We start from the raw sequence: 14,595 nt of genomic DNA on the forward strand, positions 1-14,595 counted from the left end.
GTGAGCCCTGGAACGTTGTCCAGGTGAAGGGCGCTGATCGCGGTTGACACGGACAGTTGGCCCACCTAGTGTCAAACCGTCCTGATCTGGGATTGTCCGGACATCGGCTGACCATTGCGAAGCCTCAGTTTCGCGTCGCGAAGTTGACGCTTCGTGGTGTGCGATCTAGGAGGTCACGTGACTCGCGCCACGCGCTTGCGCATGGTACTTGCCACCGGGATAGCCATTTCACTCCTGGCTGCCTGTGGTGGCAATGATGACGATGATGCCGCCGACGAGAACGAGCCGGCGGCAGAAGAAGATGAGCAAGGAAATGACGAAGAGGGGGATGACGAGGGGGGCGAGCAGGACCTCCCGGAACTTCCTGAGCTGACCGAAGTGACGGCGGGCTACGTCTCCGCCGTGGACCAGATGGGTGCGGCGGTCGCCTTCGACCTCGCCCTGTACGACGATCTCAACCTGGACGTGACGCTGGCCGATCCGTTCCCCACGGGTGTGGACGCGATTCAGGCCATGGAAGCCGGCGACGTTGATTTCATCCAGGTCGGTACGCCGAGCATCGGCGCGGTGCTCGAAGACGTCGACCTTGTCTACCTGGGCAACTACACCGGGAGTTCGACCCAGCTCGGTATCGACGAGACGATGGCCATGGTGGCCGCTCAGGACTCGGGTATCGAGTCCGACGACCTCAGCACCCTCGAAGGCAAGAGCATCGGGGTCTCGATCGGTTCGATCAACCACCTGTACCTGCTCGGTGTCCTGGAGGAGGCCGGGCTCACGCCGGACGACGTGCAGATCGAAAACACCTCGCCACCGGACATGGGCGTCGCGTTGGAGACCGAAGGTCTCGACGCGGCCGTGGTGTGGGATCCGTGGCCGATCACGATCTCCAACTCGGTCGAAGGTGCCAGCGAGGTCATTCGTGGTGGGGGCTACATCCCCTTCATCGGCTACATCATCGCCACCCGGGACTTCGTCGAGGAGAACCCCGATGTCGTCAAGGCGTTCCTGACAGCCCGGGCCGCAGCCGACCAGTGGATGCGGGAGAACCCCGACGAAGCCGCCGACGTGGTCACCCGGTGGATCCCGGATACCGAGATCGAGGTCGCCGAGGAAGCAATGCAGTACAACATCGAGCAGCTCGATCCGCGCTTCTCGGCGTGCAATTACGTCGCCCTCGATACGATGCAGGGTCTTCTCGAGGACGTCGACGCCATCGAGGACACGTTCGACGTCAATGATCACTTCGAACCCCAGTACATCCTCGAGGTCATGGAGGAGCAGCCGCAGCTCTTCGACGACCTGCCCGAGATTCCGGAGGAGGCAGAGATCACTGCCGACTACACCTTCGACCGTGCCGAGGCCGTGGAAGCCTGCCCGGAGAACTGACGTGATCCGGAGCGTCACTGAAACGTCCTCGAGGATGTCTGACACGAGAGAATCCTGATGGTCGCCCCTACGGCCGCCAGGCGGCGAGGTCATCGAATGTCCCGCCGCCTGGCGGCTGCTTTCTGGTTTGTCGTCCCGTTCGTCGGCCTCGTCGTGATCTGGGCCGCCATCGTCGCGCTGACCGGGGTGGATCGGCGAGTATTTCCGCAAGTCACCGATGTAGCCCGTGCCTTCGCCGATATGTGGGCGTCGGGTGAGCTGGCTACCCATGTCGGAGCGAGCCTGCAGCGCATCGCCATCGGCGTCGTCGCCGCATTGGTCACGGCCATACCGTTCGGGTTCGCGTTGGGGATCAGCCGCTGGGCAGCGGCGTTCTTCTCGCCGCTGCTGCGGTTCTCGGTCGCGCTGGCCGGTATCGCATGGATCCCGCTGGCCACCCTGTGGTTCGGGACAGGAGAGCAGGCGGTGATCTTCATCGTGTGGAACGCGATGTTCTTCGCGTTGACGTACAACGCCATGCTCGGTGTGCAGCGCATCCCGACGGAGCTGCTGCGAGCGGCGCGAAGCCTGGGCACCACCCGGTTGCGAATGTTCTCGGATGTCATGCTTCCCGGCGCGTTGCCGAGCATCGTCACCGGTCTGCGGGTCGGCTTGGGTTACGGGTGGCGCGGCCTGGTCGCGGCAGAGATCATCGCGACCAATGCCGGTATCGGCTATTCGATCTTTCTCGCGCAGCGGTTCTTCCGTACCGACGTGATCATTACCGGAATGATCATCATCGGCGTGCTGTGGCTCATCGTCGATCGCGTGTTGCTGGCTCCATTGGAGCGGCGCACGGTCGAGCGCTGGGGGATGAAGGCGGTGGTGTCCTAGTGTCCGTCTCCACGGATCGCGCACGTCCGGTCGCTGGCCGGCGACGGGGCTGGAAGCACCGGCTCGCACAAAACGGGACGGTGCGGACCTTGGGCCCGTTCGTGCCAGTGGTCTTCTTGTGGTGGCTCGTGGCCGAGCTCGATGTGTTTCCCTCGGCATTCTTCGTGGGGCCCGCCACGGTGCTCGCGGAGATGGCTGACCTGATCTACAAGGGAATCTTGCCGTCCTACCTGGCCGACTCGCTGAACCGGCTATGGAACGGCGTCCTGTTCGGCATGCTCATCGGAATACCGGCGGGATTCGTCGTCGCGCTCTCCACGTGGGCCCGCAAGCTCACGTGGCCACTGCTGATGTTCTTTCAGGCCATTGCCGACATCGCGTGGCTGCCAATCGTGATCGTCTGGTTCGGGTTCAGTCTCACCGCGGTGACCTTCGTCATCGTCTACACGATCGTGTTCCCGTTGATGATCAGTATCGTCGCCGGCGTCGAACAGGTGCCGCGTGATGTCATCCGGGCCGCGCGCAGTCTCGGAGCCGGGCGTTTCCGGGTCTTCACCGACGTGATCGTGCCCGGTTCACTGCCGTCGGTGGCCACGGGTATCCGGACCGGTCTGGGCTACGGTTGGCGCGCGCTCATTGCGGCTGAGATCATCATCGGTAGCAGCGGCCTCGGGTTCATGATGTTTGATTCCCGCCGGGCAGGTGAGGTGACCGGGGTGTTCGTCGGCATGATCGTGCTCGGCGTGTTGTGGTTCGCGCTCGACGCGCTCGTTCTCGCTCCGTTCGAACGGAGCACCATCGAGCGGTGGGGCATGGTGAAGACGGCAGAGGTGGGCCGATGAAGACTCTGGAGATCAGCGGGCTGCACAAGCAGTTCGTCGACAGCTATACGGACGAGGTGGTCACGGCCGTCGGCGATGTGTCGTTCGCCGTCGAGCAGGGCGAGTTCATCTCGGTGCTCGGGCCGAGCGGCTGCGGAAAGACGACCGTGCTCAACATCGTGGCCGGGTTCGAGAAACAGACCGACGGCAGCGTGCTCGTCGGCGGGCGGGAGATCAGCGGCCCGTCGCCGGAGCGAGGCGTCGTGTTCCAGAGTTTCGCCCTGTTCCCGTGGAAGACCGTGCTTGGCAACGTCGTCTTCGGGTTGCGCATGCGCGGCGTGCCGCGCCAGGAGCGTGAACCGATAGCCCGTCAGTACCTGGATCTGGTCGGCCTCGAAGGCTTCGAACGCAAGTTCCCGCACGAGCTGTCCGGCGGTATGCAACAGCGGCTGGGCGTTGCTCGGGTGCTGGCCAACGAGCCCGAAGTGATGCTGATGGACGAGCCCTTCGCCAGTGTCGATGCGCAGACCCGGCGCAAGTTGCAGGAAGATCTGACGGGCATCTTCGAGTCGAAACGTCCGACGGTCTTTTTCGTCACGCACGACGTCGACGAGGCCGTGTTTCTCTCCGATCGGGTCGTCGTGCTGTCGTCCCGTCCCAGCCAGGTGAACGAGATCGTCACCGTGCCGCTTGAACGGCCCAGGGATTGGCGGAGCGTGTTGGACGATCCCGATTTCCGGCACACGGTCACGCACATCACCGATCTGCTGTCAGGAGATGAGTCGCGTGTGGTCCAGGCTGATCTGGATAGTGCGTAGAGCGCTCGGCACCGTCGGCGGGCGTGCGCTCGCCGGCTTGCTCGTGCTCGTGGTCGCTTACCAGGTGTGGATCGGGATCACCGCCACCACCAAGGTGGACGATGACGTGGGACGTGACCGGAGCCAGGAAGGTCACTTCGCGATCGACGTCGTGCTCGGATTCGTGCCGGAGCGGTTTCACATGCTCCAGCTGCAAGATCACGGGCGGATCGGGGGGAGAACCGACAACGTCCTGCACATGCATCGGGTAACTGACGAGGACGTCGACGCGATCGCGCGCAAGTACTGGGTCGAGGAGATCCGGGCGGGCGAAACGTTCTCGCCATTCGACTGAGATGCAGCCCGTCCGGCTGACGTCACGCCAACGCGTGCAAGGCGGTGCGTGCGAGGACGCGGACGCCGACGCCGATCGCGCGTTCGTCGATATCGAAGTTCGCCTGATGTATGTCGTGAACGGCATTGCCGTTGTGGACACCGAGCCGGGCCATCGCTACCGGTGCGTGCTCGCCGTACCAGGCGAAGTCCTCGCCACCCATGCTGGTGTTCGTACGAGTTACGGCGTCGTCGCCGAGTTCGGCCGCGATGGCGGTGCGCATCAGATCGACGCAGGCGTCGTCGTTGACGACCGGCGGCACGCCCCGCTCGTAATGGACCTCGGCGGAGGCGCCACACGCGGCAGCGACGTCGGCCACGATCGCCCGCAGATTCTTCTCCGCTTCGGCCCAGGCGGCATGATCGAGCACCCGGACCGTGCCCTTCAAGGTGCCCGTGGAAGGGATGGCGTTGGCGGCTTCGCCCGCCTGGATGGCTCCCCAGGCCAGGAGAAGGCGGGCGCGCACATCTGCTCGCCGGGCCAGGAGCGCCGGGGTGTCCACCGCGATCCGGGAGAGCGCATCGACGACGTCGACGGTGAGGTGCGGGCGGGCCGTGTGTCCACCGGGACCGGTGACGTTCAGCTCGACGAGATCGCATGCCGCGGTGATCGGGCCAAGCTTGATGCCGATCCGGCCCACGTGCAGCCGTGGATCGCAATGCAGCGCGAACACCCGCTCGACACCGTCGAGTTCGCCGGCGGCGATGACTTCGCGTGCGCCGGCCATCCGTTCTTCGGCCGGCTGGAATATCACCCGGACCCGGCCTGGAAGCTCGGAAGCTTCTGCCAGGGCGAGGGCGATGCCCAACCCGATGGCGGCGTGTGCGTCGTGGCCACACGCGTGGCACGCGCCCTCGACGGCCGAACGGTAGGGGACGTCCTTGGGATCGGACAGCGGAAGGGCATCGATGTCCGCGCGCACGGCCACCGTTCGTGGCCCGGTGCCGACGTCGACGACGAGTCCGGTGCCGCGGGGCAGCCGCCGTGGCGCGAGCCCGGCGTCGGTCAGCCGCTGCACCAGGAGCTCGGTCGTGGCCTTTTCCTCGAACGCGAGCTCAGGATGTGTGTGCAGGTGGCGCCGCACGCCGACCAGTTCGTCGTGATGCGCTTCTACCCAGGTAGCCAGCCAATGTGTAGTCACTTCATGCCTCGTCGCGTCTGTCCGTGAAGCCGGCGCGGGGCGCCGGATGTGGCTCAGGTTATCGCGCCGGGCGCGAGGTCCGTGCTTGTGGCAGGCCTCGGCTGTGGGACACCGACCGGCTGATGCTCAGATACGAGTAGTCCGGTTGTCATCTCTTCCAGGAGGCCGTCGACGACCTTCGTCAGATCTCCGTCATTGGCCTCCGCAATGGCGCGTTGGCGCTGATAGCTCGCACCGATCTGCAAGAGCTGCTCGATCGTTGCGAGCTCATCAGCGCAGCCAAGTCTACGCGCGATGGGTTCGAGATCGTGAACCAAATCGAGGATCGCTCGCCGAAGCGGCCGGACCGTTCCGGCGCCATCGATGATGATCTCGCCGTCCAGGCCGAACCGGGCAGCGCGCCACTTGTTCTCCCGCACCACCCAGCTGGGCGGATTGGGCAGGGCATGACCGCGGTCGAACTCGACGTCGAGCTGGTACACAAGACACTGGGTCAGCGCGGCGATGGCGTCCACCTCGTCGAACGTGGGCAGTCCATCGCAGATCCGCAGTTCGACGGTGCCGAAATCGGGATGGGGGCGGACGTCCCACCAGACCTCCCGGACCGACTCGATCGCCTGTGCCGTCGTCAGCGTCTCCATGAAGCTCTCGAACTGGTCCCATCCGGAAAGCTGGTAGGGCAGGCCGGCGGTGGGAAGGATCTCGAAGACCTTGCTGCGCGACGACGCGAGACCGGTGTCGTGACCCACCCAGTACGGCGATGACGCGGACAGCGCCAGGAAGTGGGGAATGTACGAGGTGAGGGCGTTGACGATGGGGATCGCCTTGCGTGGCGAGCGGATGCCGACGTGGATGTGCACCCCGAAGATCTGCAGGCGCCGCGCGAGCCACTGCAGGTGGTCGACGAGTTGCTGGTACCGCGGCTTGGGACTGATCTCTTGGGTCGCCCAGCTGGTGATGGGGTGGGTGCCCGCGCAGATCACTCCGAGCCCGCGGCGTCTGGCGGCGTCCGAAACCGTCTGGACGGTTTCGGCGAGGTCGGCACGTGCTTCGGCGACCGTGCTGCACACGCCGGTGATGACCTCCACGGTCGACTGGAACAGCTCGTGTTTGGCCTTGGGATGCTCGTCGGAGCCGTCGGGGCGGATCTCTCCGAGAATCTCGACGGCGCCCGACGTCAGCTCGCGGGTGTGGAGGTCGATCAGCTGGAGTTCCCATTCGATGCCCAGACTCGCCCTATCTGACGGGGTGAACGGGATCTCCATCTTTGGAGTGTGACACGGAGTTAGCGATCACGAAATCCCCCTCCCATGATCATGAACAGTTAGGGGTGCGTGGAGGACGCATAGTGTTCATGATCAGCGGAGGGGTGGGTGGGATTATGAGAGTGGCGTGGCGGCGATGACGGTGGCGCGTCCGGCGACCCGAGTGACGACGAGCGTGGCCGACGCGGTACCGTCCGGGCGCAGCGTCCGGCGGAGCTGATCCGGCTCCACATCGACACCGCGTTTCTTGATCGTCAATGTCCCGATGCCGCGTTCACGCACGTATCGACGCAGCTTCTTCACGTCGTAGGGAAGAACGTCGGTGATTTCGAAGCCACGGGCGAACGGGGTCGGCGCGAGAGTGTCGCTGCTGATATAAGCGATCGACGGGTCGAGCAACCAGCCACCCGTCAGCGCCGCCACGGCCGTCACCAGACCGGATCGGATGACGGCGCCGTCGGGCTCGTAGAGAAAGCGACCGGGTGGCCCGATCTCGGCGGTTCCCGGGTCGTCGGCGTCGGTGAGCGCGTTCACGCTCCGTGAGCTCGGGCCGGGGCAGAAGGCCGGGTCGGCTTCCCGCTTGCACGGGTCGGCTTCACGGTTCGACACGAGGATCGTCGCCCGGCACCGCACCCCGGGCTCGGCGAGCACGCCCGACCAGAGCGCGGCCTCCTTGACGTCGCCGTCGTCCGAGATCCACTCGGCCTCCACGCCGGCCGGGATCCGATCACGGGGAATGCCGGGCGCGACCTTGACGCAGGAATCCTCCGCGAGCAGGTCCAGAACGAACGGCCACGAGGGTTGGTAGGCGTCTACGTCGAAGCTGCGCCCGCGCGCCGTGCGTCGTGACGGATCACAGGTCACGACGGTGAACGGTGTACGGTCCACGGCCGTGGCATCAGCCGTGAGGACGCGGGCACGTGCGCCGAGGCCGAGAGCCTCGATGTTCAGGCGTGCGATGTCCGCTGTGAGCTCATCCGCTTCGATCCCGGTGACATCGAGACCGGCACGGGCAAGCGAGATGAGATCGCCACCGATCCCACAGCACAGGTCGAGGGCGGGACCGGTCGCGCTGGCGATCCGTGCTGCCCGGTGAGTGGCGACGCTGGCCCGGGTGGCCTGTTCGTAGCCGTCCACGGTGAAGAACATCCGGGCGGCGTCGTCGGGCGCGAATTTCGCGACCGCGCGGCTGCGCAGCCGCGCCTGGGTCAGCGCGGCGGCGACCAGCTCGCCGTCATGGTGTCGCCGAAGGCGCGTGCCCAGCGCGAATTCGTTCTCGATCGCGTACGAGCGGGTCGCTTCCTCGAGTAACGCCCGACCGTCCGGCGACGTCAACCTCCGCAGTGTCTCGACGTTCACCGTCTCACCCTGGCAGACGGCGGGGTCCGGGCCGCACGGGCGGCCAGTGGCACTCGTCGACCGGAGCCATCAGAGTCTTGACGTGGAGTGCACTCCAGCCACGAAACTTGGCGACGGCGACACGTTGGGTTGCGACAGAGGAGAGGGCTGCCATGCAGACACGTACGTTCGGCCGGCTCGGCCACGTCAGCGCGTTGACGCTGGGAGGGGGCGGGCTCGGCCAGGTCTGGGGGCCAACGAGCAGGGATGAAGCGGTCTCTACAGTGCGGGCGGCCGTTGACGCCGGCATCGATTTCGTCGACGTCGCGCCCGGCTACGGCGACGGCGAGGCCGAGCGCGTGGTGGGTGAGGCGTTCGCCGGAGTGATACCCGACGGCGTTCGGGTCTCGACCAAGTCCCACGTGGGGCGCGTCGATCCGGAGAATGTACGTGCCGTTCTCGAGAACTCGCTCGACGACAGCCTGGCACGGATGCGGGTGCAGCACGTTGACCTGTTCATCCTGCACGGACACATCGTCGAGCGCGATGATCAAGGGAACGAGGGGCGCACTCCAGCCGGTCTGTTCCGGGAGGCGGTGCGGCCGGCGTTTGACGATCTGGTGCGCCGGGGCCGCATCGGGGCATGGGGGATCACCGCAGTGGACATACCCGAGACCGTCATCCGCGTGCTCGACGAGGAACCGGTGCCCGCGGCTGCCCAGTGCGTGACCAATCCGTTGGATTCCCCGGGTGATCTCATGTGGTCCGAGGAGGACCCGCGGCCGCGGGACATCATCGCCACAGCACGCCGCCGCGATATCGGTGTCATGGGCATACGTGCCGTTCAGGCCGGGGCATTGACGGACGGACCGGATAGGGAATTGCCAGCCCAGCACCCGACGCAGCGCGACTTCCGGCGCGCCGAGCCGTTACGCGAACTCGCTCGCGAAGCCGGCGTCTCGATCGCTGCCCTGGCGCACCGCTATGCCCTGTCGATGGACGGCGTGGACACGGTTGTCCTGGGGGTGAAGAACCGTGCCGAGCTGCGAGAGTGCCTCGAAGCGGAGGCCGCTGGCCCGCTAGATTCCGATCTCGTCGAGGCGATCGAAACGCGGTTGCCCCGGCGCGCAGCCACGTGATCGTCGTCGACGGTGCACATGTCCATGTAGGTGATCGTTGACGATCAGGAGGGTCTGGTCAATCGAGAGGCATGGCCAATCGGGGATCAATCTTCTAGCGGCCGGAGAACGGAGAGCGCCCGTTCACCGCGACGGCGATCGATCTCGCCGTCCTCGATCCACTCCTCGATCTCCTCGACCAGGTCCTCGGCCTCATCCGCCTGCTTCTCCGAGTTCTTCGCTTTCAGTATCTCGCGCAGATCGGACAGCAGGTCGTCCGCGTCGTCACCCCAGTCCCTGGTGGTTACGGCGATCTCGCCGTACAGGTCGAGGGCTTCGTCTAGTGCCGGATCGGAGGGCCGGCTGACCTCTGTGAGCACGGCGACGACGGTTTGCCCGGTGCGGGCATCGAGTTCGTCGTCGGCCATCCACGTGGCCACCTTCTCGACGAGTTTCTGGGCCTGTTCCGCGCGCTTGCGCCCGTCGCGTTGCTCGTAGAGCTTCTCGACCTGGTTGACCAGGTCCTCGGCCTTGTCGCCGTGTGCCTGGGGGTTGCTGGCCAGCATCGTCATCAGCTCGTCGAGGGTCGCCGGCACGGCCGGGCTGTCGTCGGGCTGGGGAGAGCCCGTCTCGTCGCCGCCATCCCCATCCGGTTCCTCCGACGCGGCATCGGTGACCGGTTCCGTATCGTCCTCCCCGCCTTGCCCGGGTTCCGGTCCGGAACCATCGGCGGCGGCATCCTGCGCCGAGGCGCCGGGCTCCCCACCGGAGCCGTCATCACCGAGCAGGAAGATCCCGGTGACCAGCGCGGCGATGCCGGCTGCCGACGCCACGGCGAGCCATATCCGCTGGGCACGTGGCCGGACGCGGCTCGAGATCTGCTGGCTCGACGCCTGCTGGTTCGGGTGGGCTGCCGGTGACGCTGCTGCAGAGATGCTGAGCACCCGCGTGGACTCGTTGCGTTCCGCGGGTTCCGATGGAGGCGGCGGTGGCGGTGCCGTCGCGACCGGATTGTCCAGGGCCCGGCGCATGGCCTCGGCGTCGTCGAAACGGTCGGCCGGATCCTTGGCCAGAGCCCGCTCTACCACGGTGGCGAGCCATGCCGGTGTTTCAGGTGCTGCCGTGGTGAGCGACGGCACCGGATCGTTCTGATGGGCGAGCGCTTCGGCGAGCGGAGTGTCGGCGGTGAACGGCGCGTCCCCGGCGAGACATTGATAAATGACCACACCTAGGGAATAGATGTCGCTGGCCGGTGTGGCGGGCTGACCCAGTGCCTGCTCTGGTGCCAGGTACCGTGGAGTGCCCAGGAGCTGGCCAGTACCGGTGAGACCGGTGGTGGTCTCGGCCAGTGCCTTGGCGACGCCGAAGTCGACGAGTTTCGCCTCGCCGGTCTCCGGAAGCAGGATGTTAGAGGGTTTGACGTCACGATGAACGAGACCGTGTTGATGAGCGGCGTGCAGTCCGGCGAGCACGGCGTCAGCGATGGTGATGGTTTCGTCGCGCGGAATCCGCTGCTCGGCCTGCAGCCGATCGGCCAGGCTGCGACCCTGTACGAGCTCCATGACGATGAACGGTTTGCCCTCGGATTCGCCAGCGTCGAACACGGTCACGGTGTTCGGGTGGTGCATGCCCGCGGCTGTCCGGGCCTCGCGCAGCAGCCGCTCGCGGCTGGTGGGATCGGAGGCGAGCGTGTCGTGGATCAGTTTGACCGCTACCCGCCGTCCGAGCATGTGGTCATATGCGGCGACGACTTGAGCCATGCCGCCCGTGCCCAGCGTTTCGCCGAGCTCGTACCGGTCAGCTAGTACAGCCATCGAACGTACCTACATTCGCGAGTCTCGTCGGATCCGTCATCAGGTCTGCGTCGGCGTTTGCCATCGCCGCGTACGCTACTGGTCGCTGCCGTGTACCTTGGCTTGGACGAGTCTAGCGGTCGATTTCCGGGGCGCGACTAGCACTCACCTTGACCGAGTGCTAATCGTTCGATTAAGTTCAGCATTGGCACACTCGTATGGAGAGTGCCAACGGTCGATCCCGCTGGTTCCCGCGACGGCAGCGGCACGCGGCCGGACCACCTGAAGCTATCCGCGACATCCCGCGAAAGGGGAGGTCAGACTAGTGTCGGTCTCCATCAAACCACTCGACGATCGTATTGTCGTCAAGCCGCTCGAGGCGGAGCAGACTACTGCCTCCGGGCTCGTCATCCCGGACACGGCCAAGGAGAAGCCCCAGGAGGGCGAGGTCCTCGCCGTCGGTGAGGGCCGTTGGGACGACGCCGGTTCCAAGCGCATCCCGCTCGACGTCAAGGTTGGCGACGTCGTGCTCTACTCCAAGTACGGCGGCACCGAGGTGAAGTACAACACCGAGGAGCTGCTGATCCTGTCCAGCCGTGACGTGCTCGCCGTCGTCCAGAAGTGACGGGTTGAGCTGAGGACGTACGTCCGGCGCCCCGGTTGGCAGCGGGTCTGAACGAGTCCCTGCCGGTTCGTTCGAGCCGGTGCCGTACCGGGGCGTCGGCATTCGACGCGGAAGGACGTGTAAGACCATGCCCAAGATTCTCGAGTTCGACGAGAACGCTCGTCGTAAGCTCGAAAGCGGCGTCGATGCCCTGGCGAACACCGTGAAGGTGACGCTGGGTCCCAAGGGCCGCAACGTTGTCATAGAGAAGAAGTACGGCGCCCCCACCATCACCAACGATGGCGTGACCATCGCTCGTGAGGTGGAGCTCGAGGACCCGTACGAAGACCTGGGTGCACAGCTCGCCAAGGAAGTCGCCACCAAGACCAACGACATCGCCGGTGACGGGACCACGACGGCTACCGTCCTCGCGCAGGCGATGGTGCACCGTGGTTTGCGGGCGGTGGCTGCCGGCGCCGGCCCCATGTCGATCAAGAAGGGTATCGACGCCGCCGTCGACGCGGTGTCGGATCAGCTGCTGAGCCAGGCCAAACCGGTGACGGACAAGGAGTCCATTGCGTCGGTGGCCGCGATCTCCGCCCAGGACGAGACGATCGGCGAGATCATCGCCGAGGCCTTCGACAAGGTCGGCAAGGACGGTGTGATCACCGTCGACGAGTCGCAGACCTTCGGCACGGAGCTCGAGTTCACCGAAGGTATGCAGTTCGACAAGGGCTTCTTGAGCCCGCATTTCGTCACCGACGCCGAGCGGCAGGAGACGGTCCTGGAGGATGCCTACATCCTCATCAACCAGGGCAAGATCTCGGCGGTGGCCGACATCGTGCCGCTGCTGGAGAAGGTCATCGAGCAGGGCAAGCCGCTGCTCGTGATCGCGGAAGACGTCGAGGGCGAGGCCCTCGCGATGCTCGTCGTCAACAAGATCCGCGGCACGCTCAGCTCGGTTGCGGTCAAGGCACCTGGCTTCGGTGACCGCCGCAAGGCCATGCTGCAGGACCTGGCGGTGCTGACCGGCGGCCAGGTCGTCTCCGAAGAGGTCGGTCTCAAGCTCGACCAGGTGGGTACCGAGGTTCTCGGTACCGCTCGCCGCGTCGTCGTCACCAAGGACGAGACCACGGTGGTCGACGGTGCCGGTTCGCAGGCCGACATCGATGGCCGGATCGCTCAGATCCGTGCGGAGATCGAGAACTCCGATTCCGACTGGGATCGGGAGAAGCTGCAGGAGCGTCTCGCGAAGCTGGCCGGTGGCGTCGGCGTCATCCGCGTGGGTGCGGCGACGGAGGTCGAGCTCAAGGAGCGCAAGCACCGCATCGAGGACGCGGTGTCCGCGACCCGTGCCGCCATCGAGGAGGGCATCGTGCCCGGTGGTGGTGCCTCGCTGCTGCACGCGCGGTCGGTCCTCGATAACGGCCTGGGCCTGACTGGCGACGAGCGTGTCGGTGTGGAAATTGTCAGGGACGCGCTGTCCGAGCCGCTGCGCTGGATCGCCGACAACGCTGGCGAGAACGGCTACGTGGTCGCGTCCAAGGTTGCCGAGGGCACCCCTGGACACGGTTACAACGCACTCACCGGCGTCTACGGTGACCTGCTGGGTGACGGCGTGCTCGACCCGGTGAAGGTGACTCGCTCTGCGGTCGCCAACGCGGCGTCCATCACGGCCATGCTGCTCACGACGGAGGTTCTCGTCGTCGACAAACCGGAGGAAGAAGAGGAGACGGCCGGCCACGGCCACGGCCACGGCCACTGATTATCCTTCTCGGCTTCATCTCTTCGATCGGGGTCTGCGTCGCCCGTGCCACACGGGTGGGGCAGACCCCGATGTCGTCGGACCGTCAGCGGAGCACGCGCGCGAGCGCGTCGACGGCCATGTCGATCTCCTCGGGGGTGATGACGAGCGGCGGCGCGAGCCTGATGGTGGAGCCGTGCGTGTCCTTGGCGAGGATCCCTTCGGCGAGCAGGGCCTCGCATGCTTCCCGCCCAGTCATGAGTGCCGGGTCGATGTCGACGCCGGCCCACAGCCCCCGGCCGCGGACATCGTGCACCCCGCGCCCCACGAGCGGCTGCAACCGATCCATCAGATGTGCGCCCAGTTCGGCAGCCCGCGCCTGCCATTCGCCGGTGTGCAACATCTCGACGACGGCCTGCCCCGCGGCGCAGGCCAACGGGTTTCCACCAAATGTGCTGCCGTGCTCACCCGGGTGAATCACGCCGAGCACGTCCGCGTCGCCGACGACAGCGGAGACGGGAACGATGCCGCCGCCGAGTGCCTTGCCCAGCAGGTACAGGTCCGGTACGACGTTCTCATATTCGCACGCGAACGTCGTACCGGTGCGGCCGAGGCCGGACTGGATCTCGTCGGCGATGAACAGCAGCCCGCGAGCGTCGCAGAGCTGGCGAACCCGGGAGAGGTAGCCATCCGGTGGCACGACGACTCCCGCCTCGCCCTGGATCGGCTCGATCAGCACGGCCACGGTCGTGTCGTCGATCGCGTCTGCCAGCGCGGGCGCGTCGCCATACGGTACGACATGGAATCCGGGCGTGTACGGGCCGAAGTGCGTGCGTGCCGCATCGTCGGTGGAGAAACTGACGATGCTGATGGTGCGCCCGTGGAAGTTGCCGTCAGCGACGATGATGGTCGCTGAATCCTCGGGCACGCCCTTGACCTCGTATCCCCACTTTCGCGCGACCTTGATGCCCGTCTCCACGGCCTCGGCGCCGGTGTTCATCGGCAAGACGAGATTCTTGCCTGTCAGGGCGGCGAGCTGCCCCGTGAACGGGCCCAGCAGATCGTGATGGAACGCGCGGCTGGTCAAGGTGATGCGTTCGAGTTGTGCCCGGACAGCATCGACGATGACCGGATTGCGGTGCCCGAAATTGATCGCGGAATAGGCCGCCAGGCAGTCCAGGTACTGGCGTCCCTCGACGTCGGTCACCCAGGCACCCGTGCCCTCGGTGATCACCACGGGTAGTGGATGGTAGTTGTGTGCCGTGCTCTGCTCGGTCAGGGAGATGAGCTCGTCGGTGCGGTTGGCGTGAATGGTCAT

13 protein-coding genes are annotated in these 14,595 nt (G+C 65.9%); 8 read left to right on the forward strand and 5 right to left on the reverse strand.

Going from position 1 to position 14,595, the window contains the following annotated elements; genetic code table 11:
• Positions 1-177: 177 nt before the first annotated feature.
• The 5 genes from DPM12_RS16170 (at position 178) to DPM12_RS16190 (ending at position 4,235) form a co-directional block, all read left to right on the forward strand.
• On the forward strand, positions 178-1,389 hold the full coding sequence (locus tag DPM12_RS16170; RefSeq protein ID WP_211659050.1) for an ABC transporter substrate-binding protein: 1,212 nt from the start codon (positions 178-180) through the stop codon (positions 1,387-1,389).
• A 96-nt stretch (positions 1,390-1,485) separates the two neighbouring features.
• Positions 1,486-2,262 (forward strand): ABC transporter permease, encoded by a 777-nt coding sequence (locus DPM12_RS16175; protein ID WP_211659051.1) that lies wholly within the window; start codon positions 1,486-1,488, stop codon positions 2,260-2,262.
• Positions 2,262-3,104, forward strand: coding sequence for an ABC transporter permease (locus tag DPM12_RS16180; RefSeq protein WP_170313708.1), 843 nt, complete (start codon positions 2,262-2,264; stop codon positions 3,102-3,104). The genes DPM12_RS16175 and DPM12_RS16180 overlap by 1 nt, the downstream gene beginning before the upstream one ends.
• Positions 3,101-3,901: an ABC transporter ATP-binding protein gene (locus tag DPM12_RS16185; protein WP_112259376.1), complete on the forward strand. Its 801-nt coding sequence runs from the start codon at positions 3,101-3,103 to the stop codon at positions 3,899-3,901. Before DPM12_RS16180 ends, DPM12_RS16185 begins: the two co-directional genes overlap by 4 nt.
• Complete coding sequence (locus DPM12_RS16190; RefSeq protein ID WP_112259377.1) at positions 3,894-4,235, forward strand: hypothetical protein; 342 nt, start codon at positions 3,894-3,896, stop codon at positions 4,233-4,235. Before DPM12_RS16185 ends, DPM12_RS16190 begins: the two co-directional genes overlap by 8 nt.
• Positions 4,236-4,257: 22 nt before the next feature.
• Here DPM12_RS16190 and DPM12_RS16195 read toward each other — a convergent pair whose 3' ends face one another.
• The 3 genes from DPM12_RS16195 to DPM12_RS16205 form a co-directional block, all read right to left on the reverse strand.
• On the reverse strand, positions 4,258-5,415 hold the full coding sequence (locus DPM12_RS16195) for an amidohydrolase (protein WP_112259378.1): 1,158 nt from the start codon (positions 5,413-5,415) through the stop codon (positions 4,258-4,260).
• 53 nt (positions 5,416-5,468) lie between these two features.
• Positions 5,469-6,680, reverse strand: coding sequence for a glutamate--cysteine ligase (locus tag DPM12_RS16200; RefSeq protein ID WP_112259379.1), 1,212 nt, complete (start codon positions 6,678-6,680; stop codon positions 5,469-5,471).
• A 114-nt stretch (positions 6,681-6,794) separates the two neighbouring features.
• Positions 6,795-8,039, reverse strand: coding sequence for a class I SAM-dependent methyltransferase (locus DPM12_RS16205; RefSeq protein ID WP_170313709.1), 1,245 nt, complete (start codon positions 8,037-8,039; stop codon positions 6,795-6,797).
• A 152-nt stretch (positions 8,040-8,191) separates the two neighbouring features.
• On the opposite strand from DPM12_RS16205, the gene DPM12_RS16210 reads away from it, so the two are divergent.
• Complete coding sequence (locus DPM12_RS16210) at positions 8,192-9,157, forward strand: aldo/keto reductase (RefSeq protein WP_112259380.1); 966 nt, start codon at positions 8,192-8,194, stop codon at positions 9,155-9,157.
• A gap of 86 nt (positions 9,158-9,243) precedes the next feature.
• Here DPM12_RS16210 and DPM12_RS16215 read toward each other — a convergent pair whose 3' ends face one another.
• Complete coding sequence (locus tag DPM12_RS16215; RefSeq protein WP_112259381.1) at positions 9,244-10,950, reverse strand: serine/threonine-protein kinase; 1,707 nt, start codon at positions 10,948-10,950, stop codon at positions 9,244-9,246.
• A gap of 304 nt (positions 10,951-11,254) precedes the next feature.
• On the opposite strand from DPM12_RS16215, the gene groES reads away from it, so the two are divergent.
• On the forward strand, positions 11,255-11,554 hold the full coding sequence (gene groES, locus DPM12_RS16220; RefSeq protein ID WP_112259382.1) for a co-chaperone GroES: 300 nt from the start codon (positions 11,255-11,257) through the stop codon (positions 11,552-11,554).
• Between the two features lie 127 nt (positions 11,555-11,681).
• Positions 11,682-13,298 carry a chaperonin GroEL gene (gene groL / locus DPM12_RS16225; protein ID WP_112259383.1) on the forward strand — a complete coding sequence of 539 codons (1,617 nt, stop codon included), beginning with the start codon at positions 11,682-11,684 and terminating at the stop codon, positions 13,296-13,298.
• Between the two features lie 85 nt (positions 13,299-13,383).
• On the opposite strand, the gene rocD is transcribed toward groL, so the two are convergent.
• On the reverse strand, positions 13,384-14,595 hold the full coding sequence (gene rocD / locus DPM12_RS23650; RefSeq protein WP_112259384.1) for an ornithine--oxo-acid transaminase: 1,212 nt from the start codon (positions 14,593-14,595) through the stop codon (positions 13,384-13,386).

The organism is Phytoactinopolyspora halophila, assembly GCF_003287285.1.
Taxonomy (GTDB): Bacteria; Actinomycetota; Actinomycetes; order Jiangellales; family Jiangellaceae; genus Phytoactinopolyspora_A; species Phytoactinopolyspora_A halophila.